19 protein-coding genes, 1 tRNA gene and 2 pseudogenes are annotated in these 22,013 nt (G+C 59.5%); 13 read left to right on the plus strand and 9 right to left on the minus strand.

Annotated features, from left to right (window positions below):
* Window positions 1-150: 150 nt before the first annotated feature.
* Both ACHZCU_RS04350 and ACHZCU_RS04355 read right to left on the minus strand, forming a co-directional pair.
* On the minus strand, window positions 151-2,436 hold the full coding sequence (locus ACHZCU_RS04350; RefSeq protein ID WP_319517794.1) for a Tex family protein: 2,286 nt from the start codon (window positions 2,434-2,436) through the stop codon (window positions 151-153).
* 215 nt (window positions 2,437-2,651) lie between these two features.
* Window positions 2,652-2,741, minus strand: a tRNA-Ser gene (locus ACHZCU_RS04355).
* 309 nt (window positions 2,742-3,050) lie between these two features.
* On the opposite strand from ACHZCU_RS04355, the gene msrA reads away from it, so the two are divergent.
* From msrA to ACHZCU_RS04370, 3 genes are all read left to right on the plus strand, one after another.
* On the plus strand, window positions 3,051-3,701 hold the full coding sequence (gene msrA / locus ACHZCU_RS04360) for a peptide-methionine (S)-S-oxide reductase MsrA (RefSeq protein WP_319517795.1): 651 nt from the start codon (window positions 3,051-3,053) through the stop codon (window positions 3,699-3,701).
* A 257-nt stretch (window positions 3,702-3,958) separates the two neighbouring features.
* Complete coding sequence (locus tag ACHZCU_RS04365) at window positions 3,959-4,720, plus strand: hypothetical protein (RefSeq protein WP_319517796.1); 762 nt, start codon at window positions 3,959-3,961, stop codon at window positions 4,718-4,720.
* Between the two features lie 45 nt (window positions 4,721-4,765).
* Window positions 4,766-6,139 carry an NAD-dependent succinate-semialdehyde dehydrogenase gene (locus tag ACHZCU_RS04370; RefSeq protein WP_319517797.1) on the plus strand — a complete coding sequence of 458 codons (1,374 nt, stop codon included), beginning with the start codon at window positions 4,766-4,768 and terminating at the stop codon, window positions 6,137-6,139.
* A gap of 132 nt (window positions 6,140-6,271) precedes the next feature.
* On the opposite strand, the gene ACHZCU_RS04375 is transcribed toward ACHZCU_RS04370, so the two are convergent.
* On the minus strand, window positions 6,272-7,348 hold the full coding sequence (locus ACHZCU_RS04375; protein ID WP_319517798.1) for a nitronate monooxygenase: 1,077 nt from the start codon (window positions 7,346-7,348) through the stop codon (window positions 6,272-6,274).
* A 114-nt stretch (window positions 7,349-7,462) separates the two neighbouring features.
* Here ACHZCU_RS04375 and ACHZCU_RS04380 point away from each other — a divergent pair, with 114 nt between their 5' ends.
* Window positions 7,463-8,356, plus strand: coding sequence for a LysR substrate-binding domain-containing protein (locus ACHZCU_RS04380; protein WP_319517799.1), 894 nt, complete (start codon window positions 7,463-7,465; stop codon window positions 8,354-8,356).
* Between the two features lie 256 nt (window positions 8,357-8,612).
* Window positions 8,613-8,870, plus strand: a complete 258-nt coding sequence (locus ACHZCU_RS04385) for a hypothetical protein (RefSeq protein WP_319517800.1) — start codon at window positions 8,613-8,615, stop codon at window positions 8,868-8,870.
* Window positions 8,871-8,919: 49 nt separating this feature from the next.
* Here the strand turns inward: ACHZCU_RS04385 and ACHZCU_RS04390 are convergent, their stop codons facing one another.
* Together ACHZCU_RS04390 and ACHZCU_RS04395 are read right to left on the minus strand one after the other, a co-directional pair.
* Entirely contained in the window at window positions 8,920-9,147 is a 228-nt protein-coding gene (locus ACHZCU_RS04390) for a hypothetical protein (RefSeq protein WP_319517801.1), read from the minus strand.
* A 7-nt stretch (window positions 9,148-9,154) separates the two neighbouring features.
* Window positions 9,155-9,530: pseudogene (locus ACHZCU_RS04395) on the minus strand (IS21 family transposase); the annotation flags it as partial.
* Window positions 9,531-9,689: 159 nt separating this feature from the next.
* Between ACHZCU_RS04395 and ACHZCU_RS04400 the strand changes: the two are divergent.
* Window positions 9,690-9,879: pseudogene (locus ACHZCU_RS04400) on the plus strand (integrase core domain-containing protein); the annotation flags it as partial.
* A gap of 84 nt (window positions 9,880-9,963) precedes the next feature.
* Here ACHZCU_RS04400 and ACHZCU_RS04405 read toward each other — a convergent pair.
* Window positions 9,964-10,314 (minus strand): hypothetical protein, encoded by a 351-nt coding sequence (locus ACHZCU_RS04405; protein WP_319517802.1) that lies wholly within the window; start codon window positions 10,312-10,314, stop codon window positions 9,964-9,966.
* Between the two features lie 724 nt (window positions 10,315-11,038).
* On the opposite strand from ACHZCU_RS04405, the gene istA reads away from it, so the two are divergent.
* Both istA and istB read left to right on the plus strand, forming a co-directional pair.
* Complete coding sequence (istA, locus tag ACHZCU_RS04410) at window positions 11,039-12,547, plus strand: IS21 family transposase (protein WP_319517803.1); 1,509 nt, start codon at window positions 11,039-11,041, stop codon at window positions 12,545-12,547.
* The gene (gene istB / locus ACHZCU_RS04415; RefSeq protein ID WP_319517804.1) at window positions 12,544-13,302 is read left to right on the plus strand and encodes an IS21-like element helper ATPase IstB; all 759 of its coding nucleotides are present in this window, start codon (window positions 12,544-12,546) and stop codon (window positions 13,300-13,302) included. Before istA ends, istB begins: the two co-directional genes overlap by 4 nt.
* A gap of 292 nt (window positions 13,303-13,594) precedes the next feature.
* On the opposite strand, the gene ACHZCU_RS04420 is transcribed toward istB, so the two are convergent.
* The 3 genes from ACHZCU_RS04420 to ACHZCU_RS04430 all read right to left on the minus strand — a co-directional run bounded on the left by ACHZCU_RS04420 (window position 13,595) and on the right by ACHZCU_RS04430 (window position 16,397).
* Window positions 13,595-13,948: an L-rhamnose mutarotase gene (locus ACHZCU_RS04420; protein WP_319517805.1), complete on the minus strand. Its 354-nt coding sequence runs from the start codon at window positions 13,946-13,948 to the stop codon at window positions 13,595-13,597.
* A gap of 62 nt (window positions 13,949-14,010) precedes the next feature.
* The gene (locus ACHZCU_RS04425; RefSeq protein ID WP_319517806.1) at window positions 14,011-15,306 is read right to left on the minus strand and encodes an MFS transporter; all 1,296 of its coding nucleotides are present in this window, start codon (window positions 15,304-15,306) and stop codon (window positions 14,011-14,013) included.
* Between the two features lie 338 nt (window positions 15,307-15,644).
* A complete protein-coding gene (locus tag ACHZCU_RS04430) occupies window positions 15,645-16,397 on the minus strand; it encodes a FadR/GntR family transcriptional regulator (RefSeq protein ID WP_319517807.1) in 753 nt (250 codons plus the stop codon).
* 322 nt (window positions 16,398-16,719) lie between these two features.
* Here ACHZCU_RS04430 and ACHZCU_RS04435 point away from each other — a divergent pair, with 322 nt between their 5' ends.
* The 5 genes from ACHZCU_RS04435 to ACHZCU_RS04455 all read left to right on the plus strand — a co-directional run bounded on the left by ACHZCU_RS04435 (window position 16,720) and on the right by ACHZCU_RS04455 (window position 22,007).
* Complete coding sequence (locus ACHZCU_RS04435; protein ID WP_319517808.1) at window positions 16,720-17,865, plus strand: mandelate racemase/muconate lactonizing enzyme family protein; 1,146 nt, start codon at window positions 16,720-16,722, stop codon at window positions 17,863-17,865.
* Window positions 17,866-17,987: 122 nt separating this feature from the next.
* Window positions 17,988-18,938, plus strand: coding sequence for an aldo/keto reductase (locus ACHZCU_RS04440; protein WP_319517809.1), 951 nt, complete (start codon window positions 17,988-17,990; stop codon window positions 18,936-18,938).
* 12 nt (window positions 18,939-18,950) lie between these two features.
* Window positions 18,951-19,826: an amidohydrolase family protein gene (locus ACHZCU_RS04445; RefSeq protein WP_319517810.1), complete on the plus strand. Its 876-nt coding sequence runs from the start codon at window positions 18,951-18,953 to the stop codon at window positions 19,824-19,826.
* Between the two features lie 21 nt (window positions 19,827-19,847).
* Window positions 19,848-20,996, plus strand: a complete 1,149-nt coding sequence (gene fucO, locus ACHZCU_RS04450; RefSeq protein ID WP_319517811.1) for a lactaldehyde reductase — start codon at window positions 19,848-19,850, stop codon at window positions 20,994-20,996.
* A gap of 75 nt (window positions 20,997-21,071) precedes the next feature.
* Window positions 21,072-22,007 carry a dihydrodipicolinate synthase family protein gene (locus ACHZCU_RS04455; RefSeq protein WP_319517812.1) on the plus strand — a complete coding sequence of 312 codons (936 nt, stop codon included), beginning with the start codon at window positions 21,072-21,074 and terminating at the stop codon, window positions 22,005-22,007.
* The last annotated feature ends 6 nt before the right edge of the window (window positions 22,008-22,013 follow it).

Raw genomic sequence — 22,013 nt, forward strand, 5'->3', positions numbered from 1 at the left:
CCGCACGCCGCGAAATCCCATCGTACAGGACACAAAACCGCATTGATTCGAGGCGCAAAGGATGTGCACTTCGCCCCGAAATCAGCATTGAGACGCTCTGCGTGAGCGCCTTCAGGCTCCGTTTTTCCAAACCGGAGTGAGCGGCAGGCGCTACTTCTTGCGCATGGCATCGGCCAGCGCCGCCCCAAAGGCGCCCTGGCTTTTCCCGCCGTCTTTCCCGTTACCGCGCTGCGGCTTGCGCTCATTGTTGCGCGGGCCTCTGGCGGCCGGTGCGCCGTCATCCTTCTTCATCGAAAGGCCGATACGCTTGCGGCGGACATCGACATCGACCACGCGCACCGTCACCACATCGCCGGCCTTCACCACCTCATGCGGATCCTTGACGAAACGATCGGCAAGCTGGGAGACGTGGACGAGCCCGTCCTGATGCACGCCGATATCGACAAAAGCGCCGAAAGCGGCGACATTGGTGACCGTGCCTTCCAGCACCATGCCGGGCTTCAGGTCGGAGATTTCGTCAATACCGTCGGCAAAGCTCGCGGTCTTGAATTCCGGACGCGGGTCGCGGCCGGGCTTTTCAAGCTCCGCCAGAATGTCGCGCACCGTCGGCAAGCCGAAGCGCTCGTCAACAAAGGCGCGCGGATCAACCGATTTCAGCGCAGCGCTGTCGCCCATCAGCGAACGCAGGTCCCGCCCGCAGGCTGCGACGATCTTCTTGGCGACATCATAGGCTTCCGGGTGCACGGCAGAAGCATCCAGCGGCTCCTTGCCGTCGCGGATGCGCAAGAAGCCGGCGCACTGCTCGAAGGCGCGCGGCCCGAGGCGGGCGACCTTCAGAAGCTGCCTGCGGCTCTGGAATGCGCCGTTTTCATCCCGATGCAGCACAATGGCTTCGGCAATCGAAGGCCCAAGGCCGGAAACGCGCGCCAGAAGCGGAGCAGACGCCGTATTGAGATCGACGCCAACGCCGTTCACCGCATCCTCGACCACGGCATCGAGCGAACGCGACAATTTGATCTGGTCGACATCATGCTGGTACTGCCCGACGCCGATCGATTTCGGCTCGATCTTCACCAGTTCGGCAAGCGGGTCCTGCAGACGGCGCGCAATCGAAACCGCGCCGCGCAGTGAAACGTCAAGACCGGGGAATTCCTTCGCTGCCGTTTCGGACGCCGAATAGACCGAAGCGCCGGCTTCCGAGACGATCACCTTGACCGGTTTCGGCTCCGGGATCTCCTTCAGCAGATCGGCGACCAGTTTTTCGGTCTCCCGGCTTGCCGTGCCGTTGCCGATGGCAATCAGCGAGACCTTGTGGCGGGCGATCAGCGCTTTCAGCGCAGCCGTCGCCCCCTGAACATCATTGCGCGGCTGGAAGGGGTAGATCGTGGCTGTGTCGAGCAGCTTGCCGGTCCCATCGACAGCGGCGACCTTGACGCCGGTGCGGATGCCCGGATCGAGCCCCAGCGTGACGCGGGAGCCGGCAGGGGCGGCCAGCAACAGGTCTTTCAGGTTGCGTGCAAAAACATGAATTGCCTCGTCTTCGGCCCGCTCGCGCATTTCCCGCATCAGATCGAGCGATAGCGAGGTGGAAAGCTTCACCCGCCAGCACCAGCCGGCCACCTGCATCAGAAATTCGTCCGCCTTGCCCTTTTGGCCGATATCGAAGAAACGGGCAATCATCTGCTGGGCGGGTTTGACGGGCGAAGGGTTGTCGCGGTCGGCTTCGATCGCCACCGTCAGCACCTCCTCGTTCCAGCCGCGCAGCATGGCCAGCACACGGTGACCGGGGGCGGTGGCGAATTTTTCGGAATGCTCGAAATAGTCGGAAAATTTCGCGCCGGCTTCCGCCTTGCCGTCCACCACCTTGGCGTAGAGCACGGCATTGTCGCGCAGATACTGGCGCAGCCGGCCGACGAGATCGGCGTTTTCGGCAAACTGCTCGGCAAGGATATCGCGGGCGCCGTCAAGAGCCGCACGGGTATCGGCGACCGTCTCGTTCACATAGGCGGCCGCAAGCGCTTCCGGATCGGCCGCGCGATCCTCGAAGATCGCATCGGCCAGCGGCTGCAGGCCGTTTTCACGGGCAATCATCGCCCTTGTGCGGCGCTTGGGCTTATAGGGCAGATAAAGATCTTCAAGCTCGGATTTGGTGGCAACGCCGGCAATCCTGTCCGCCAGCTCATCCGTCATCTTGCCCTGGTTCTGGATCGATTCCGTGATTGTCGTGCGCCGCGCTTCCAGTTCGCGCAGGTAGGTCACCCGCTCCGACAAAAGCCGCAACTGCGTATCATCGAGCCCGCCGGTCGCCTCCTTGCGGTAGCGCGCCACAAACGGCACGGTCGCGCCGCCATCGAGCAGCTCCAGCGCTGCATTCACCTGGTCGGGCCGCGCCTTGATTTCATCGGCAACGATACGGGCGATCTTGTTGTCACTCATGGAGCAGGTCTGTCCGGTCTGTTTTCTCTGGCGCGGAAGGTAACGAACCCGCACGGGATGACAACCGTAATTCGTGTCGGAACAATGACCATCCCCATGGGATACGCCGCCGCGGCACCAACAAGCCCGACCCCTGTATGGGATGAAGAAAGATATGCCCGCACAACGAAGCAGCCGGCAAAGCCGGATAAAATCATGATCTTGGGACGAGGTAATGGCGGACAGAGAGGGATTCGAACCCTCGATACGGTTACCCGTATACACGCGTTCCAGGCGTGCGCCTTCGACCACTCGGCCACCTGTCCATCCGGCGCCAGCTTCGGGGAAATCGAAGGGCGGGATCGGCGCGATATATACCGATGCGGCGGCGATGATCAACCCGATTCTGACAGATTTTTGAATTGTTTCGCCTCATATTCACCGCCAACGTCTTTACCGGGACGAATTGCGCGGTCGATATGCGTCCCTTAAGCTGATCGGGCATGATTGGCGCGGCATCGGAAACCCGCCTTGCCGCAACGCCTTTCGATACTTATCTTGACGATGATCGCGTTTTGGAGTGCGGACGTTCGTGACCGCCTTCGCCGTTTGCGCTCAGCCCAAAGGAGATCCCGATGTTTCTTTCCGCCCTCAAGAAGGAAAAGACCGTAATGCCGTCGCCCGATACGGCCCTGCCGGGACGTTCGGCGCCGATCCCCACGGCTGAAAGGCACTTTGTCAACGGCCGTCCGCTTGCCCCGCCCTATCCGGCCGGCATGAAGGAAGTGCAGCTTGGCATGGGGTGCTTCTGGGGTGCGGAGAGGCTGCTCTGGCAGACGCCCGGTGTTTATGTGACCGTTGCAGGCTATGCCGGCGGCCTGACCCCCAACCCGACCTATGAAGAGACCTGCACCGGCCTGACCGGTCATGCCGAGGTCGTGCGGGTCATCTATGACCCGGCAGAGGTCAGCCTTGAAAGCCTGCTCCGGCTGTTTTTCGAGGCGCATGATCCGACCCAGGGCATGCGTCAGGGCAACGATATCGGCACCACCTATCGCTCGGCCATCTATCTCGACAACACGGATGATCTGAAACTGGCCGAAACGGTACGTGACCGCTTCCAGCAGGCGTTGACCGACAATGGCCGCAGCGACCGGATCACCACCGAGATCGCACAGGCCGGCGCGTTTTATCCGGCCGAAGACTACCATCAGCAGTATCTGGCCAAGAATCCGGCCGGCTATTGCGGCCTGAAAGGCACCGGCGTTTCCTGCCCGATCGGCTGAGCTTCAGCCCGCAAAGACACAAAGAAAGCGCTCTTGCGCTGCCCAGACACTCGACAAGCCTCCGGCTTTTGGCCGGAGGTTTTACTGCATGGCACGGCGTTTTATTTGCGCGGTGTATTGCACTCAGCACCTGTTCTGAACGCTCGTGCTGTTCAGCCATCGCATTGTGTGCAGGAACATATTCCCTTCTCCATCCATTTGAGAATCGTTGGTTCTGATCGCAGGTCCAACATCCGGTTCTGAGGGAACGCCACACGATGCAGCAGCTCGCTGAAAATTTCTGGACTTTCCGTGGCGATTTCAAAGTCGCCAAGGTGATCAACCTCGGCACACACATGTCGCTTGTGCGGCGGGCGAACGGCAGGTTCCTGCTTCTCGACAGCTATGACCTTGATGAGGACGACCGCAATGCCCTGCTTTCCACGACAGATGGAGGGCAGGCAATCGAGGCCATCATCAACGTTCACCCGTTCCACACGCTTCATTGCGCCGCTGTTCATGCGCTTGTTCCGCAGGCCCGCCTTATCGGAACACGCCGCCACCACGAGCAGGCCCCGGGTCTACCATGGGACCCGGGACTGATCGAGGACCCCGAGACCCAGAATGCGTTTGCCGCAGATCTTGCATTCTCTATCCCACAGGGCGTCGATTTCATCAGTCACGACGAGAGCATACATGTTGCCTCGGTTCTCGTTCGCGACCGGCAGAGCGGCATTGTCCACGTCGATGACACGCTCAATGTGCTGGCCGCACCCGGCTTTCTGGGCCGGCTTCTGCCGCAATCGAAACTGAAATTCCATCCGCAGCTTTCCAAGGCGCTGCAAAAGCGTGCAGGCGCTGCCGACGATTACGCCCGGTGGGCACGGGACCTTGCCGAAGCCTGGTCCGGCACGCCGATCGTGTGTGCGGCCCACTCATCCATCCGCAAATTGCCGGAGGGCGGCTGGCGACGTGAGGTGACCGATGCACTGGCCGCAGTCGAAAAGACACTGTCCAGACACCGTTCCGCACACGGCTGATGTTCCGGCCAAACGAAAAACAGAAACACGAGGAAACCCTTTCACATGACCAATTCCCTGAAGACCATCAATCCGTTGACCGAACAGGAACTCAAATCCTATCCGCAGATGTCGGATGCGGAAGCGACGGCTGTCGTCGAGGCCAGTCACAATGCCTTCCTCGAATGGCGCCTGAAAAGCTTTGAAGAACGTGCCGAAGTGATCGCGGCAATTGCCGAGGAAATGCGCAAGTCGAAGGACGCGTTCGCCCAGCTGATGACCGACGAAGTCGGCAAGCTGCTGAAGGACAGTCGTGACGAGGTGGAACTCTGCGCGGCCATCTGCGACTACACGGCGAAGATCGGTCCCGATGCACTGGCGGACGATGAACGCGAGGTCGAAGGCGGCAAGGGCTATGTCACCCATTCCCCGATCGGCGTGGTCTATGGCATCCAGCCGTGGAACTTCCCCGCCTATCAGGCCGTGCGCTATTCGATCGCCAGCCTGATGGCCGGCAACGGCGTATTGCTGAAACATGCCTCGGCCTGCACCGGAAGCGGTCTTTTCCTGCGCGATCTTTACGAGCGCGCCGGTCTGCCCAAGGGGCTCTTCGGCGTGCTGGTGATCTCGCACGATCAGTCGGACAGGATCATCGAGGACGAACGCGTGCGCGGCGTAACGCTGACGGGCAGCGACAAGGCTGGTCGCGCCGTCGGTGCCAAGGCTGCCGGGCTGGTCAAGAAGACCGTGCTTGAGCTGGGCTCCAACGACGCCTATCTGGTGCTAGATGATGCCGATCTGGACCTTGCCGTGAAGACCTGCGTCCAGGGCCGCCTCTATAATAACGGCCAGACCTGCGTGAACGCCAAGCGGTTCATCGTCACCGAGAAGAACTACGATGCCTTCGTCAAAGCCTATTCGGAGGCTTTCGAAGAGATCAGGCTCGGCGACCCATCCGACGAGAACACCGACCTCGGGCCGATGGTGACGGAGAAGCAGCGCGACACGCTGCACGAACAGGTGCAGGAGAGCATCGACAAGGGTGCGCGGCTTGTGGTCGGCGGCAAGATCCCGGAGCGCACGGGTTGGTTCTATCCGGCGACAGTGCTCGCCGATGTTGCCCCCGGACAGCCTGCCTATGAGGACGAGATGTTCGGTCCGGCGGCATCCATCATTCGCGCGAAAGACGACGAGGACGCCATGCGGATCGCCAACAGCAGCCGCTACGGTCTTGGCGGTGGCATCTTCAGCCGGAATGTCGAACGCGCCCGCAAGCTGGCGGCAGATCACTTCGACACCGGCATGGTATTCATCAATACCTTCGATGTCGCCTATCCCACCCTGCCCTTCGGCGGCGTCAAGACGTCCGGCTATGGCCGTGAACACGGACCGGAAGGCTTGAAGGAATTCGTCAACATCAAGTCGATCCGGATCGGCTGATAGTCGGAAATATGACACGAGAATGGGCCGGGGAACCGGCCCATTCTTTAGGCTAAGCAATCATGTGCGTGCTCTTTCGGGAGGATGGTAACGGAAGGAGCAGATAAGCGTGCAAGGCAGGCACCGCACGAATTAGCGTAGCCCATTGATGAGCGTTTCTTCACCCAAGCCGCATTCACGTACGAGCGTCGCCATCAACTCCGCCGCAGGCATTGCACGCACGAGCGGCGCCCCCTGCCCCGCCCATTGCGCACCGTAACCGGCTTCGCCGCAGGCTTTGGCGGCGGCGTGCAGCGCCTTTCCGGCGTCGTAGGCAATGGGATAGTCGGGCGGTGTGGTTTCGCGAAGTGCGGTTTCCGCCAGTTCCGTGAACCGGTTGGCAAGCGCGCGCGCCGGCCGTCCGGAAATCGCGGTCGTCAGCCGCGTGTGGTATGCGCCCGGCCCCCTCAGTGCTGCGCGATAGGCATCATCAGCGGCTGACTCGGGACAGGCGATGAACGCCGTGCCGAGCTGCGTTGCGCTCGCGCCGAGATCGCGGGCGGCGGCAATGCCTGCGCCGTCCATGATCCCGCCTGCCGCGATGACGGGAATGCCGATTTCCCTGACCAGAAGTCGTGTCAGCGCAAATGTGCCAAGGCCGTCATCGGGTGCAAGCGGATCGAACGCACCACGGTGCCCGCCGGCTTCGATCCCCTGTGCGATGACGGCGTCGAGCCCGGCAGCCTCGACGGCTTCAGCCTCGGCAAGATTCGTCGCCGTTGCAAAAAGCCGGATGCCGGCTCCTTTCAGGGCAGCAAGTGTTTCAGCCGGCGGCAGGCCGAAATGAAAGCTGACGACCGCCGGCTTTTTCTCGACCAGAAGAGACAGCATCTCCGGATCATCCGTAAAACTCTTATAGATGACGCGCAGCCCGGCCGGCGGCGCGGCGTCAAATTCGGCGAAGGCCGGTTTGAGAGCCGCAAGCCATGTCGCCTCCCGTTCCGGGTCGTGCACGGCAGGGCCATGCACGAAGACGTTGACATTGAAGGGTCGGTCCGTTCGGGCGAAGGTTTCGTCGATCATCGCGCGGGCACCAGCGACATCGCTAGCTCCGATGCCGATCGAGCCGAGCCCGCCAGCGTTTGAGACCGCCGCCGCCAGTGCCGGCGTCGAGACGCCGGCCATCGGCGCCTGAATGATTGGCAGCTTCATTCCGAGTCCTTCAAGCATTTCGCATCTCCTTTCGATCGGGTCGGCACAAATTCCCCGAAGGAGAATGCACCTTGACCTTAATTTCCACTTAAAGAATAATTATTCTTGTTGGTTCTGCAATGGAGAATTTCGATGGACCTCGCCACACTCGCCGTCTTCAGGGCCGTCGCCAGAGAGGAGAGCATCACCCGGGCTGCCGAACTGCTGGGTCGCGTGCCATCGAACGTCACTACCCGGATCCAGCAGCTGGAGGCGGAGATTGGTGTGGCGCTGTTTGCCCGCGAGACGCGACGCATGGTGCTGACCAGTGAGGGCAAAACCTATCTCGACTATGCCGAACGCATCCTCAATCTCGCCGAAGAGGCGCGCCAGCAAATCAATCCCGAAGGACCCGGCGGCACACTGCGCATAGGCTCGATGGAAAGCACAGTCGCAAGCCGCCTCCCCTCACTGCTTGCCGCCTTCAACCGCGACTGGCCAGAGGTGACGATCGAGCTCTCGACGGCGCCGACACGCCAGCTTGTCGACGCGGTTCAGGCCCACCGTATCGACTGCGCCCTCATCGCCATCGCGGCGGACGATAGCTGGAGCGCGCTTGACGCGCTGGAAACAATCCCCGTCTTTCGCGAGGAGCTCGTCCTGCTCGTGCCAAAGGGGCACCGCCCGGTTCACTCGCCAGCGGACGTGGAGCCGATGGCGCTGGCAGCCTTCGCGCCGGGCTGCACCTACCGGATGCTGGCGGAGGAGTGGCTGATGGGCGGAAGCCCCGCCCGCTCGCGCTTGAAGATACAGGAGGTCGGCTCCTACCACGCCATGTTCGCCTGCACTGCGGCAGGATCCTGCGTCAGCGTCATGCCGAAAAGCGTCGCCGACACGCTGTCCCATCTCGGCTCCGTCGAGGCACATGAACTGATGACCGTCGATACCCACCTGGCCTGCCGGCCGCGGTTCGCCACTCCTGCATTCCTCGAATGGCGCAAACGTCTCCTGGCGGCCTCGGACATCGAACCTTCAGCGAGCATATGAATGACGTGCGGCACGGAAACGTCGTTCTGACTGATTTTCGGGGTCATTAGAATCAATTACTTACATCGTTTTGCGGTAAGTCGTTTTTTTTGGAATCCGTCATCTGAAATCCGTCCTGTATTGAACAGCTATTCCTCCGGCCCGAAAATACGCACGAAAAAAAGCCACTCCGAAGGAACAGCCCTGAACAAACACCCGATTTTTGGGACCTCTATTTTTCGACCGCCGTCGCTTCCTCGAGTGATCGATCGGCCTCATGAATCTGCAACTCCAGATCGGTATCGATGACGCTCCAATCCTCCACCCAGAACGGATTCATCTCGTCATCGCAGTCCATGCGAACAGCATAGGCCTAGGCAAATTCACCTATGTCGATTTCGCGCCGCTTCCTGCCGAGGCATTCACCGATCGCTTCGATTGTGATTTCCATCGCAACGCCGAAGCGATAGTTGGCCGCGTGAAACAAGATCTTGATGAATTCGTCCTGGGCCAACAATTCGTCTGCCGGGGCTAGCTTTGCGCGTTCGAGCAATATTCTGATAGCATTCCGGAAAACCGCGCCATCAGTCTGGAAATTGAGTGATCGCATCTCGATAGGGCGAAGTCTTCGCATCGACGAAGCCGAATTTGCCGCGAACAATGCCGGTATTGCGAATGCTTGGCGCCACGCCGTCTTCGACCATCTCGTCATCGGGAAACGTTCTGATCAAGGCCTTTAGAACGCCAAGCACTTCCTCTCTGTTTCGAAGAAGCAGATGCGTATCCATGATCGTATGCCTAGACGTGGCCATCGGCTCAGGACTCCGATACCACCGCCGTATAAGCCCGTACATAACAGTTATCGCTATACGGACGATCCATCACGAAGAACCGGGCTTTCTGCTCGACACCTCAGATCACGACCGTCGCCTCACCGTAATCAGCCTGCGCGTGACCGGGCGGATAAGAAAGCGGCACGAAGCCGGTCAAACACACGCTTGGCCGTATGGCGCGGTTTGCGCGGTACTTGCCTGTCTTCGTCCAACCAATGATCGATCGTCGAAACGAACGTATTCAGCTTCGGTCGCCGGAGTGGTGATTGTTGCTGATGGCCAGAAGGCGTCGAATACATCAGCATCTTGGCTACGCTGTCGCGGGATATATTGAAGTGTCTAGCTGCCTGACGCCAGCTCATCCCTTCCGAGACGGCCAGACGAACCTTCAGATAGAGTTCCACGGTGTAGATCCTCTGTTCCTCCTGCGCTCATTGCAGAAGGAAAATAGGTGGCCGGATTTTACTCCGCCCGCGGACGGTCTATTCCGCCGCTTCCGTGGCCGACTTTTGCACCGCCGATCTCACCTCGAAGCTCAAATCGGGGCATTCATCGAACCTACAACAACCGCCGATACCACGAGAGCCTCGGCAACCTCACGCCAGCGAATGTCTACTTCGGCAGGGGAAAGAAATCCTGGAGCGAAGAAAATGGATCGAGCAACAGGCCACTTTGAACCGGCGCTTGCACCATCACGCAAACGCCGCTTAAATCGACAAACCAAACGAGCCATGTGCTCCTGATAGCCAGACCATATTCTACCCATAACCATTCGACAACGGACAGACACAGAGGCTAACTCATCGGGCGTCTGTGCTGATTGGCCTTGTGATGATAATTCCAGATGTCCTCATGGTGGTGGATCATCGGGGTCATCGGAAAGTTGATGTTGCGTAGCGGCAGGGGGCGCAACAGGCGCATGATGGACTTGGTCGTCCGTATGAACTTCGCTTTCGGGTTGAGCGTCGTCAGAAGCAGCAATGCCCGCCCGTCCGGACGGCGCACAATCATGTACCAGCCTTCGACGTCCCAAGAGCCCGGCTCTCCCACTGAAATAAGTTCGACTGTAGCGCCGGCCTCGACTTCTTCCTTGATGCCACGTTCGAACACCACAAAATTGTCTTCCAGCGGGGGCAGGGATTCCATTTTCACTCCGTTTGAGTGTTGGCATTATAGCAATTCAGCTTATTGCTGATTAGCATTCCGATCTCAAGTTTTACAGAACCTGATTTGCCGCGCGTCGTTTTCTAAGGGCCGCCCATCGGACATATCTTCTCAAAATTAGATATCATAAAAAATATTCGATATCTATTATTTAATCAATAATCCAATTATCCTGAATTCAGTTGCCGCTTCTTCAACCAAATCCGTTACGAAAACGCCCCCATCATACCAGCGACATGCTATCACCACTCACTAAGTGAAATAACATAAAACACCTTATTTCATAGGTATTATTCGCAGAAATCGCGCTCAATTCTCAGTGTCACAGCTCGAATCCCTGAAGCCCATCCGATTGCCACAGATGCTTCGCGTACAACACGAAATTCATTTCTATATTAGAATACTGATATTTTTTAACATGTCTGAAAAGTGCTTAAAATCGGTCTTTTTTGACTATTTTTTATGCATTTTATAAAAATGCCTAAAATATTGAATATCACTACTAGAAAATAGATACGCATTCATATACTGATGGGCTGCTGATGGCAGGCCAGACGTCGACGGCACCCCGCCGCGTCCGTCCGTGAGAACGGCGGTGCAAAAGTCGGCCACGGAAGCGGCGGAATAGACCGTCCGCGGGCGGAGTAAAATCCGTCCACCTATCTTCCTTCTGCAATGAGCGCAGGAGGGACAGAGGATTTATACCGTGGATCTTTATCTGAAGGTTCGTCTGGCCGTCTCGGAAGGGATGAGCCGACGTGAGGCAGCCAAACACTTCAACATCTCGCGCGACAGCGTAGCGAAGATGCTGTCGTATTCGACACCTCCTGGCTATCGGCGACAATCACCAGTCCGGCGGCCGAAGCTGGACGCGTTTGTTTCGACGATCGACCACTGGTTGGATGAAGACGCGAAGGTACCGCGCAAACAGCGCCATACGGCCAGGCGTGTGTTTGACCGGCTTCGTGATGAGTGCGGGTTCACTGGCGGCTATACGATTATCAAGGACTATATCCGGGAGCGGGAACAACGCCGTCAGGAAGTGTTCGTGCCGCTTTCTCATCCGCCCGGCCATGCGCAGGCCGATTTCGGCGAGGCGACGGTGGTGATCGGGGGTGTCGAGCAGAAAGCCCGTTTCTTCGTGCTCGATCTTCCGCATAGTGACAGCTGCTACGTGCGGGCTTATCCGGCGGCGGTAGCCGAGGCCTGGGTCGATGGCCACGTCCATGCGTTTGCGTTTTTCGGGGCCGTGCCGCAATCGATCGTCTATGACAATGACCGCTGCCTTGTGGCGAGGATCCTGCCTGATGGCACGCGCAAGCGGGCGACGCTGTTCAGCGGGTTCCTGTCCCACTACCTGATCCGGGATCGCTATGGCCGCCCCGGTAAGGGCAATGACAAGGGCAATGTCGAGGGCCTCGTGGGCTATGCCCGGCGTAACTTCATGGTCCCCATCCCGCAGTTTGCGACCTGGGATACGTTCAATGCCTTTCTGGAAGAACAGTGCCGCAAGCGCCAGCGCGACAGGTTGCGCGGTGAGAGCGAGACGATCGGTGAACGGCTGCAGCGCGATCTGGCTGCCATGCAGTCCTTGCCGGTGTCGCCCTTTGACGCCTGCGATCAGGCCAGCGCCAGGGTCACGGCACAGTCTCTCGTTCGCTACAAGACGAACGATTATTCCGTACCCGTCGCCTATGGCCATCAGGACGTTTGGGTCCGAGGCTATGTCGACAAGGTGGTGATCGGTTGCCGCGGCGAGGTCATCGCTCGCCATCCCAGGAGCTTTGATCGGGAAGATGTCATCTTCGACCCGGTGCATTACCTGCCGCTGATCGAGCGGAAGATCAATGCGCTGGATCAGGCAGCCCCTTTGCAGGGCTGGGATCTGCCGGAGGAGTTCGCCACACTGTGCCGCCTGATGGAAGGCCGCCAAATTGACAAGATGGCAAAACATGGCAGGCGGGAATACGTGCAGGTTCTTCGTCTGCTGGAAAGCTTCGATATGGCCGACCTGCATGCGGCGGTGAAGCAGGCCATTCATCTCGGCGCGATCGGCTTCGATGCCATCAAACATCTGATTCTTTGCCAGGTGGAGCGCCGGCCGCCTCGACTGGATCTGTCGATCTATCCCTACCTGCCGAGAGCAACCGTCGAGACGACATCGGCGAAGGCGTATATGGGCCTCCTGTCATCGGGGAAGGGAGAAGCGGCATGAGCGCCGAAGCACCCGAGATCCTGCTTGCCCATTACCTCAAGAGCCTGAAGCTGCCGACCTTCCAGCGGGAGTATCAGAAACTGGCCCGGCTTTGCGCCACCGAAGGCGTCGATCATATCGGGTACCTCACCCGGCTTGCCGAGCGGGAGATGATCGAACGGGATCGTCGCAAGGTCGAGCGTCGTATCAAGGCAGCCAGATTCCCGGTCGTCAAAAGCCTCGACAGTTTCGATTTTGCCGCCATCCCGAAGCTCAACAAGATGCAGGTCTTGGAGCTGGCCCGCTGCGAATGGATCGAGCGTCGCGAGAACGTCATCGCTCTCGGCCCCAGCGGAACCGGCAAGACCCACATAGCGCTCGCCCTTGGCCTTTCCGCCTGCCAGAAGGGCCTGTCCGTTGGTTTCACCACAGCAGCTGCCATGGTCAGTGAGATGATGGAGGCCCGTGACGAGCGGCGTCTCTTGCGTTTCCAGAAGCAGATGGCAGCCTACAAACTGCTGATCATTGACGAACTCGGCTTCGTGCCGCTCTCCAGGACCGGCGCGGAACTGCTGTTCGAGTTGATCTCGCAACGCTATGAGCGGGGTGCCACCCTGATCACCAGTAATCTGCCCTTTGACGAATGGACCGAAATTCTGGGATCCGAGCGTCTGACCGGCGCTCTGCTCGATCGCGTCACGCACCATGTCAACATTCTCGAAATGAACGGCGACAGTTACCGTCTCGCCCAAAGCCGCGCCCGAAAGGCCGGCTGAAACCCTTCAGAAAATCGCAACGCAGGCATGAGACCCCCGCTCGGGCTACGCCCTCCCGCGGCCCTCATGCCTGCGTCCAAAGTGGCCGACTTTTGCTCCGCCCCGTGGCCGGTTTTTACACCGCCGTTGACAGACAGGAAGCCGAAACAGTCATTTCCCGATATATCGAAGGCTTTTACAATCCCGTCAGAAGGCCGTCATCACACGACTATCCGAGCCCAGCTCAGTGCGAACAAATTGCCGCCTAACGGGCAGGCGCCTCTCCACTTTTGCGGAGCAAGTCCACGCAACGTCATTGCTCGTCGAGTGAATAGATGCGCTCCATCTCGATCCAGGTTGTACCTTCCGGGGCGAAGGGAAGGCGTTTCTGGTAGGTTGATTTCATCATTTCGTCCCAAGCCGTGACATCGGAGTTTTTGGCATCGCTCGCAGCCTTCGCCTCTGCGTCGAAATTACCCCCCTGTTCCATGATCATGAACATGCGATTGCCGACGAGGTAGATCTCCAGCGCCCGAATATCGTCACCCCGGATGGCGTCGGTCACTGCCTTGGGCGGACCGCCCGGCTTATGAAATTCCTTGTAGCGTTCAATGAGCTCCGGGTCATCGTGCAGATCGACGGCAAAGCATTTGCGAACTGTGCTCATATTGACCTCCCGTTGAAAGAAAAACCCGCCGGAACCCGGCCGGTTCATGTGTGTAACCGACCTTAGCGAACCGTTCGGATCGGCAGGACGCAGAAGGATCCCAGGCCGACGAAGATGACGGCAGCGATGAACAGGACCTGATAGTTCCCGTTGAAAACGCCGAGAAGAACGGCGGCCATCGGCGGGCTGATGATCTGCGGGATGTTGACGGCCGTGGTCAGCACGCCGAGGTCCTTGCCGTTGTCGCCGCGCTCCGTCTTCGGCAGGACTTGGGTCATCAGGGCGAGGTCGATGGACATGAAGGCACCATAGCCGATGCCGATCAGGGCGGCATAGATATACATGCCCTGGATGGTTGGCATGATAAGCGGCACGACCATGGCAGCCGTCATGAACAGGCTGGCGAGGAAGACGAACGGTTTACGGCGCTGCATCCAGTCGGAGAGATAACCGCCGCCGAGCGAGGCAATGACGACAAAGACAAAGGTGACCGAGGCAAGGTTGCCGATCATGATGTTGGCGTCATCGTTCGAGAGATTGATATAATCCATCAGGATGTAGAGCAGATACGTGGCAATCCCCTGATAGCCCAGATAGATGACGAACCGTCCGGCAAATGCCCAGGCGAAGTCATGGCTTTTCAGCGGCTCCCAGAAGCCGTGCAGGAATTCGCCGATCTGGAATTTTTCGCGCGGGACTTCATCCAGCGACGGCTTTTCCTTGTTGACAAGAACAAAGGCGACACAGGTGACGGCGATGGCCAGTGCGAAGACACCGTAGGCCAGAACCATCTGGTTTGCGAGGCGACCGGCGACGAACGGACCGGCGGCAACGCCTGCCGTCATGCCTGCGCCGACGAAGCCGCCGGCAATACCGCGATGCTTGGTGGAGAAACGGTCGGCCACAACGGTCGTCAGCGCCGGCTGCATCGAGTTCAGCGCGATTGAGGCCATCACCCAGATCACGGTGATCGAGACGAAGGTCGTCATGAAGGACACACCGAACAAGCAGGCGGCGCCAACAAGCGCACCGATGGCGATCCAGGGTGTGCGCCGGCCCCAACGGCTGCGCGTGCGGTCCGAGAACGCCCCGGCGATCGGTGTCGTCAGGGTTGAAAAGACCGAAGTGATGGCAAACAGGATCGCGAGATTGGCGGCTTTGTTGGTCGGATCGAGCGCGGCGATCTGGTTCGGCAAAAGAACGCCGAGAACGCCGCAGTAAAGTGCCAGCAACACGAAGTTGTTGAGCATTAGCGAGAAAAGGAGTCTTCGACGCGCATTGCCGGTGACATGGGCGTCGTTGACGGGCTCCTCCCGGACGGGATCCGTCGGGATATCAGTGGCGACTTCAACAGTCATGCTACGCTCCTCCCATGGTGGATAGCAGAACTTAATCTAGATAATATGTAATATGTATTACCTTTATGCGTACTGACACAAGCGTTTTTTTGCCTTCCAGTGAAAAATTGCGGCGAGAGGCAGCAAAGCCGGCACAGGAGGATATTTCGGGCAAGGTGAAGGAGGCGCCATGCGAGAGATAAAAGTGTGCCCCATGCCTCTGCCGGATAGCCTGCTAAGGAGCAGAGGCTGTGCGGCCGCAAACGCGCGGGTAGCCAAGGCGGCCTGATCGTCAGATCAGCACAACACAAGAATTGAGAAGGAAGAGGCGGCCGTCATTACTTTATGACGGGCTGATTTCAGCCGGCCGTTCGCCGCCGATGCTTCCAGGAACCTTCGATATGGTCATGCATCGCCCGCGCTGCAGCCTCAGGCTCATGCTGCTCGATGGCATTGACAATGGCTTCATGCGCCTGATGAGTGGCCTCGATATCACTCAGGGTCGGATGCCCGTGATAATCGCGCGTTGCTAGCGCTTGCCCCTGAATACCGTTGATAATGGCGCGGCCGAGCTTGTTGCCGGAAACCTTCATGATGAAGTCGTGGAACTCCAGGTCGGCTGCGCCATAGGCGACGGGATCTGCTGAAACTGACTTGAGGCGTGTCAGAATGGAGCGCAACTCCGCCACCTCGTCATCGGAAATCCGCTCGGCGGCACGTGAAGACATGGCACATTCGAGAAGCAGGCGGATCTCGATCAGGCTGTCGAGATAGGTCAGCCCGTCATCGCGGCGGAACAGGGCGGCGAGCACGGTTGCGTCCAAGAGGTTCCACTTCGATTGCTCCTGTACTGTCGTCCCCCGCCCTTGCTGGGAAACGATCAGGCCCTTTTCGGCAAGAGTGGTGGAAACCTCGCGGATGACCGTGCGGCTGACCTTGTACATATCGCAAAGCGCGGTCTCGGTCGGCAGAGCCTTTCCTTCCGGGTAGATGCCGGTGACGATCGCGTTGGTCAGATGCTCGATCACGGCATCGGCAAGACGGCCGCGTTTTGAGAAGGATGAGCCGTCAGGCATTCCGGGTGTTGCCGCATTCACTGTTTCTTCGCTCACCCGGATACTCCTTCAGTCAAGCATGTTCGCCGGGGCCACCTGCCCTCTTCGTTCGGGCAGGTCCGCCAACGCTGCGGCGAAGCGCCATGACTTCAGCAATATGCGCCGCAGGTTTGAAGTGCAAATGTTCTATCATTTTTTTACATCCGAGAATTTGGGCGGCCCTTGCCGGACAGCCCTGATGGACGGGCAATCACGCCACTTCGATAGAAAATCGCAACCGGTGCCAAAAACAACTGGCATTATCGCAAAATTTGTATTACGTATTATGTTTATGATGGATTTTTCCGCGAGCCCTGGCTCGTGTGGCATGAGGAATACGATGAAAATCACCGGTTACCACAGTCTGACGACGGTCTGCGACTGGGGGCGCCCCGTCGGCGATATCAATGGAATCATCGAAAACGGCGTCACGGACGTTCCTGTTCTGATCATCGAAACGGATGAGGGGATTTCCGGCATCGGTCTCGGCGGGCACAGCGACATTGAAAGGGTCTTTCCGGCGTTGGAAGGCGAGGACCCGCGCGCCGTCACAGCGCTCTACGATCGCATGCAGGGCTATGTGTTCAAATCCGGTCATTGCGGTTCGGTCTTCGGTGCCATCGGTGTTGCCGATATGGCGCTGTGGGACATCAAGGCAAAGCTTGCGGGCGAGCCTCTCTGGCGACTTCTCGGCGCGCGCGACCGCTTCGTGCCCGGCTATGCGTCGGGCCTCGATTATGCGCTCGACGATCAGGCGCTTGTCGCCTTCTACGGCCAGTGGGCCGTGCGCGGCTTTTCTTCGGCCAAGATCAAGGGCGGCGGCGATCCCTCGCGTGATATCACCCGCCTCAAGGCGGTGCGCGATGTGCTTTCCGTCAATGCGCCGCGCCCCTCGCTGATGCTGGATGTCAACGAGAGCTGGTCGCGCAAGGAAGCGGTTCGATACATGCGCGCCGTTGAAGACCAGATTGACCTGACATGGATAGAGGAGCCGATGCGGCGCTGGGATGCCGATGGTCACGCGGTGCTCACCAGTGCCTGTCGCGCCTCGATCGCGACTGGGGAGAACCTCACCGGCCTCGAGCAGTACCGACCTTTCTTCGAGAAGAACGCCGTCGATATCGTTCAGGCCGGCAGCTGCTGGGGCATCAGCCATTTCCTGCGTGTTGCCAATCTGGCTCATGCGCACGACCTGCCGGTGAGCCCGGTCGGCTATAACGCAAACCCGGTGGCCCACGCGGCGGCTGCAGTGCCCAATCATATCGCCTGCGAAATCCAGAACATCGCGCCGCCTTTCGGCATCGCCGTCGATCAGGAGATTGCCGATGGCGGCATCATCCTTGGCGACAAGCCGGGCTTCGGTTTCGAGGTGGATGAGGTCGCCATTTCCAGGCGTCAGCTCAATGGCGTCTGGGCCGACAAGGCCGGGCCGCATGTGCGTACGGGAAAGTCTGGCCTCTCCACGGGGGCGCCGGCCAGAACTTGAACCCCGGGCGGGTGCAATCCCGCCCATATTTCGATGTCACGGCTTTGAATGCAGCGGAGGCTGCTTTCCCGAGCCGTAAGAACGGGAGGAATACCATGTCGTTTCATGGGAGGAATTTCAGCTTGAAGTATCATCCGCTTGGCCGGACCGGCATCGATGTGCCGGAAATCACCTTCGGTGCCGCCTCGCTCGGCAGTATCTATTTCGATGTCTCGCAGGACGAGGCCAATGAAGCTGTTGCCGTCGGCCTCGAAAACGGCGTCAACTATTTCGATGTGGCGCCATATTACGGCATGACGACGGCGGAAACCGCACTTGGCGCAGCCCTTGAAGGCCGCGACCGCAGCGCGTTCCACATCGCCACCAAGATCGGTCGCTACGGCGATGCGGAATGGGACTTCTCGGCCGACGCGACGCGCCGTTCCATCGAAGCCAGCCTGAAGCGGCTGAAGACAGATTATATCGATGTCATCCAGTGCCACGACATCGAATATGGCGACCGGCAGCAGCTAATCCACGAAGCGCTGCCGGCCCTGCGCCAGCTCAAGGAGGAAGGTGTCGTCCGCAATATCGGTATCACCGGCTATCTGCTTGATGTGCTGGAAAGCGTGGCCAAGGAGCAGCAGGTCGACACCGTGATGGCCTATTGCACCTACACGCTGCAGGACCGCCGTCTCGGGCCGGTTGCAAAGCGGCTGTCCGATGCCGGGATCGGCGTTCTCAACGCCTCGCCGCTCGGCATGGGACTTTTGACCGAGCGCGGCGCACCGGACTGGCACCCTGGCAATGAAAGAGTGATCGAGCTTGCCAATGCCGCTGCCCGGCTCTGCAAGGCGCGCTGCAGCGACATTTCAGAGCTCGCGATCAAGTTTGCCCTGTCGACAGCCCGCGATTTCGGTATCGCCACCACCGTCATCGGCACGGCGCGCGCGGAAAATGTCATGCGCAACATCCGTTATGCCGGTGAAAACATAGACCTCGATCTGCTGAAGGATGTCGAAGCGGTTCTGGAGCCGGTCATCGGTGCCGGGTGGGATGTGCTTCCCGGCAGCGGCGGCAAGGCGGGCAAGTGAGCGGGCCGCATCATGCTGGACATTATCGACTCTCACATTCATCTCTGGTCGCCCGAAACAATCGTTCCGCCCTGGGTGCGCGAGGTGCCGGAGCTGAATCAGAGCTTCGGCCTCAATGAATGGCGGCAGGCGGCCGGGACAAGCGAGGATTTCCAGCTTGCCGGCGCCGTCTACGTCGAAATCGACGCTGCGCCGCAGGACCGGGAAGCGGAAAACCGTCTGGCGTTCTCGGTGGCGAATGATCCATCGAACCCGGTTATGGGCGCCGTGGTTGCAGCAAGCCTCAGCGATGGCGATATTGCCGATCAGCTTCGGCCATGGCTTGGGGAACGCGGGCTGAAGGGCGTGCGGCAGGTGCTGCACATACCACCCTGCCCGCGCGGGCTTTGCGTGGAGCCGGTTTTCATTGCCAATCTGAAAACGCTCGGCTCTCTCGGGCTTGCCTTTGACGCCTGCATGCGTCCGGGCGAACTCGATGATCTGGCGCGTGCGGCCGAAGCCGCTCCGGAAACGGTGATCGTCCTCGATCACGCCGGCAATCCCGGCGATGGTTTCCTGAAGGAGGGAGCCGGCAGTCTGGCGCTTGCCGACTGGCTGCAAGGCATTGAGCGCCTCGCCGCCTGCGACAACGTCTTCTGCAAAATATCCGGCATGACGCTGCCGGAACACACATCACCTGAGATATCGCAAGGCGCCATCGATGCACTTGTGGATAGATTTGGCGATGACCGGGTGATGTTCGCCTCGAACTTCCCGGTCAACCAGCTTGGCACGGCTTCGCGGGCCTGGATCGATTTCTTGATCTCGGCCACGCACCGGCGGGGCACGACGTGGCAGACAAGGTTTTTCGGCGAAAACGCCGCCAGAGCCTACCGGCTCGACGACTGACGCCACAGGGAAGGAAGCATTATGAACCGCATGATACTGAACGAAACCTCCTACTTCGGTGCGGGGGCACGATTTGAACTGGTCGGTGAAGTCGAGCGCCGTGGCTTCAAGAAGGCGCTGATCGTCACGGATGTGCCGCTGGTCAAGGCCGGCGTTGTTGGCAAGGTGACCGGGATGCTGGACGAGGCAGGACTCGCCTACGAGATCTTCGACAAGGTGATGCCAAACCCGACCATCAGCGCTGTTCAGGCCGGCATCGAGGCCTTCAAGGCGGCGGGCGCCGACTATCTGATCGCGCTCGGCGGCGGTTCGCCGCAGGACACCTGCAAGGCGGTCGGTATCGTCATAGCCAATCCCGAATACGCCGATATCCGCTCGCTCGAAGGCGTCGCGCCGACGAAAAAACCGACCATGCCGATCATCGCGCTTGCGACCACCGCCGGCACGGCAGCGGAAGTCACGATCAACTATGTGATCACGGATGAGGAAAAGCGCAGGAAATTCGTCTGCGTCGATCCCCACGATATTCCCAAGGTCGCGATCATCGACAGCGATCTGATGGAATCGATGCCGAAGTCGCTCAAGGCCGCGACAGGCATGGATGCACTGACCCACGCCATTGAAGGCTATATCACCAAGGGAGCCTGGGAGCTAACCGACGCGCTGCATATCAAGGCGATCGAGATCATCGCCGGCTCGCTTCGCGCCTCTTGCGCCGGAGACCCGAAGGGCGTCGAGGAAATGGCGCTCGGCCAGTACGTGGCGGGTATGGGCTTTTCCAATGTCGGCCTTGGCCTTGTCCATGGCATGGCCCATCCGCTCGGTGCCTTTTACGACACGCCTCACGGTGTCGCCAACGCGATCCTGCTGCCGACATTGATGGCCTATAACGCCGATTATACCGGCGAGAAGTACCGCGACATCGCCGTCGCCATGAAGGTCGAAGGCGCTGCTTCCATGGGCCTTGAAGACGTTCGCAAGGCGGCTGTCGCAGCGGTTCAGCAGCTTTCCATCGACGTCGAGATCCCGACCAAACTTTCCGATGTCGGCGTCCGGGAAGAAGATATCGATGCGCTGGCGGAAGCCGCCATGGCCGATGTCTGCACCGGCGGTAATCCCCGCGAGGCCAAGATCGACGAGGTCAAGGCGCTCTACCGCTCGCTGCTCTGAAACAATATAACAGATGACCGGTCGGGCCGCCCCAAATCTTCAGGTCGCGGTCGGTCCCATCCGATTGGAACCAAAATGCCGAAATTTCATGGTGTCATTCCGCCCGTTTCCACCCTTTTCACCCCGGACTTCCGCTTTGATCGCGAAAACCAGGCGAAGCTGATCGACCGGATGATCGAGGGCGGTGTGCACGGGCTCTTCTTCCTGGGCAGCAATGGTGAATCGCAGCACATGCCCTTCGAGATGCGGCTGGAAATTGCCGAATTCTGCATCGCTCACGTTGCCGGTCGCGTGCCGACACTGATCGGCATCGGCCTGCCGAGCACGACGGAATCGATCAAGCTCGGACAGCACGCTGCAGAAAATGGCGCCGATGCCGTGGTCGCCATCAACCCCTTCTACGCACGGCTTTCGGAAGACAATCTCTATCGCTATTTCCGCGAAATCGCAGACAATGTCGACCTGCCGCTGATGATCTACAATTTCCCGGTCGTCACCGGCCAGGACCTCAGTCCCGAACTGGTGCTGAGACTGGCGCTCGACTGCGAGAACATCATCGGTCTGAAGGATACGGTTGATACGCTGAGCCACATCCGCCGCGCCATTCACGTCATCAAGGCACAGCGTCCGGACTTTCTGGTTTTTGCCGGATTCGATGAATATCTCCATGGCACGCTGATCATGGGGGGCGATGGCGTCGTGCCGGCCTCCGCTAATTTCGCGCCTCAGTTGACGGTCGAGCTTTATGAGGCCTATCGCAGTGGCGACCATGCAGCGGCCGTCGCCTGGCAGCAGAAGCTTGTCCACACCTCCTACATGACCGCGCTCGAAGCGCCGTTCTATGCGGTCGTCAAGGAAGGCATCAGGATGGTCGGCTTCGCCGACGCGACCACCGTTCTACCGCCAGCTTCGCCGGCATCACCGGAAAGCATCCGGACCCTCCACGACATGCTGGTCGCCGCCGGCGCTATCGAGGAGCAGTCCCAGCTCGTAGAGAAGCTTTCCGCCTGATATTTT

Source organism: uncultured Martelella sp. (assembly GCF_963677965.2).
GTDB lineage: Bacteria > Pseudomonadota > Alphaproteobacteria > Rhizobiales > Rhizobiaceae > Martelella > Martelella mangrovi.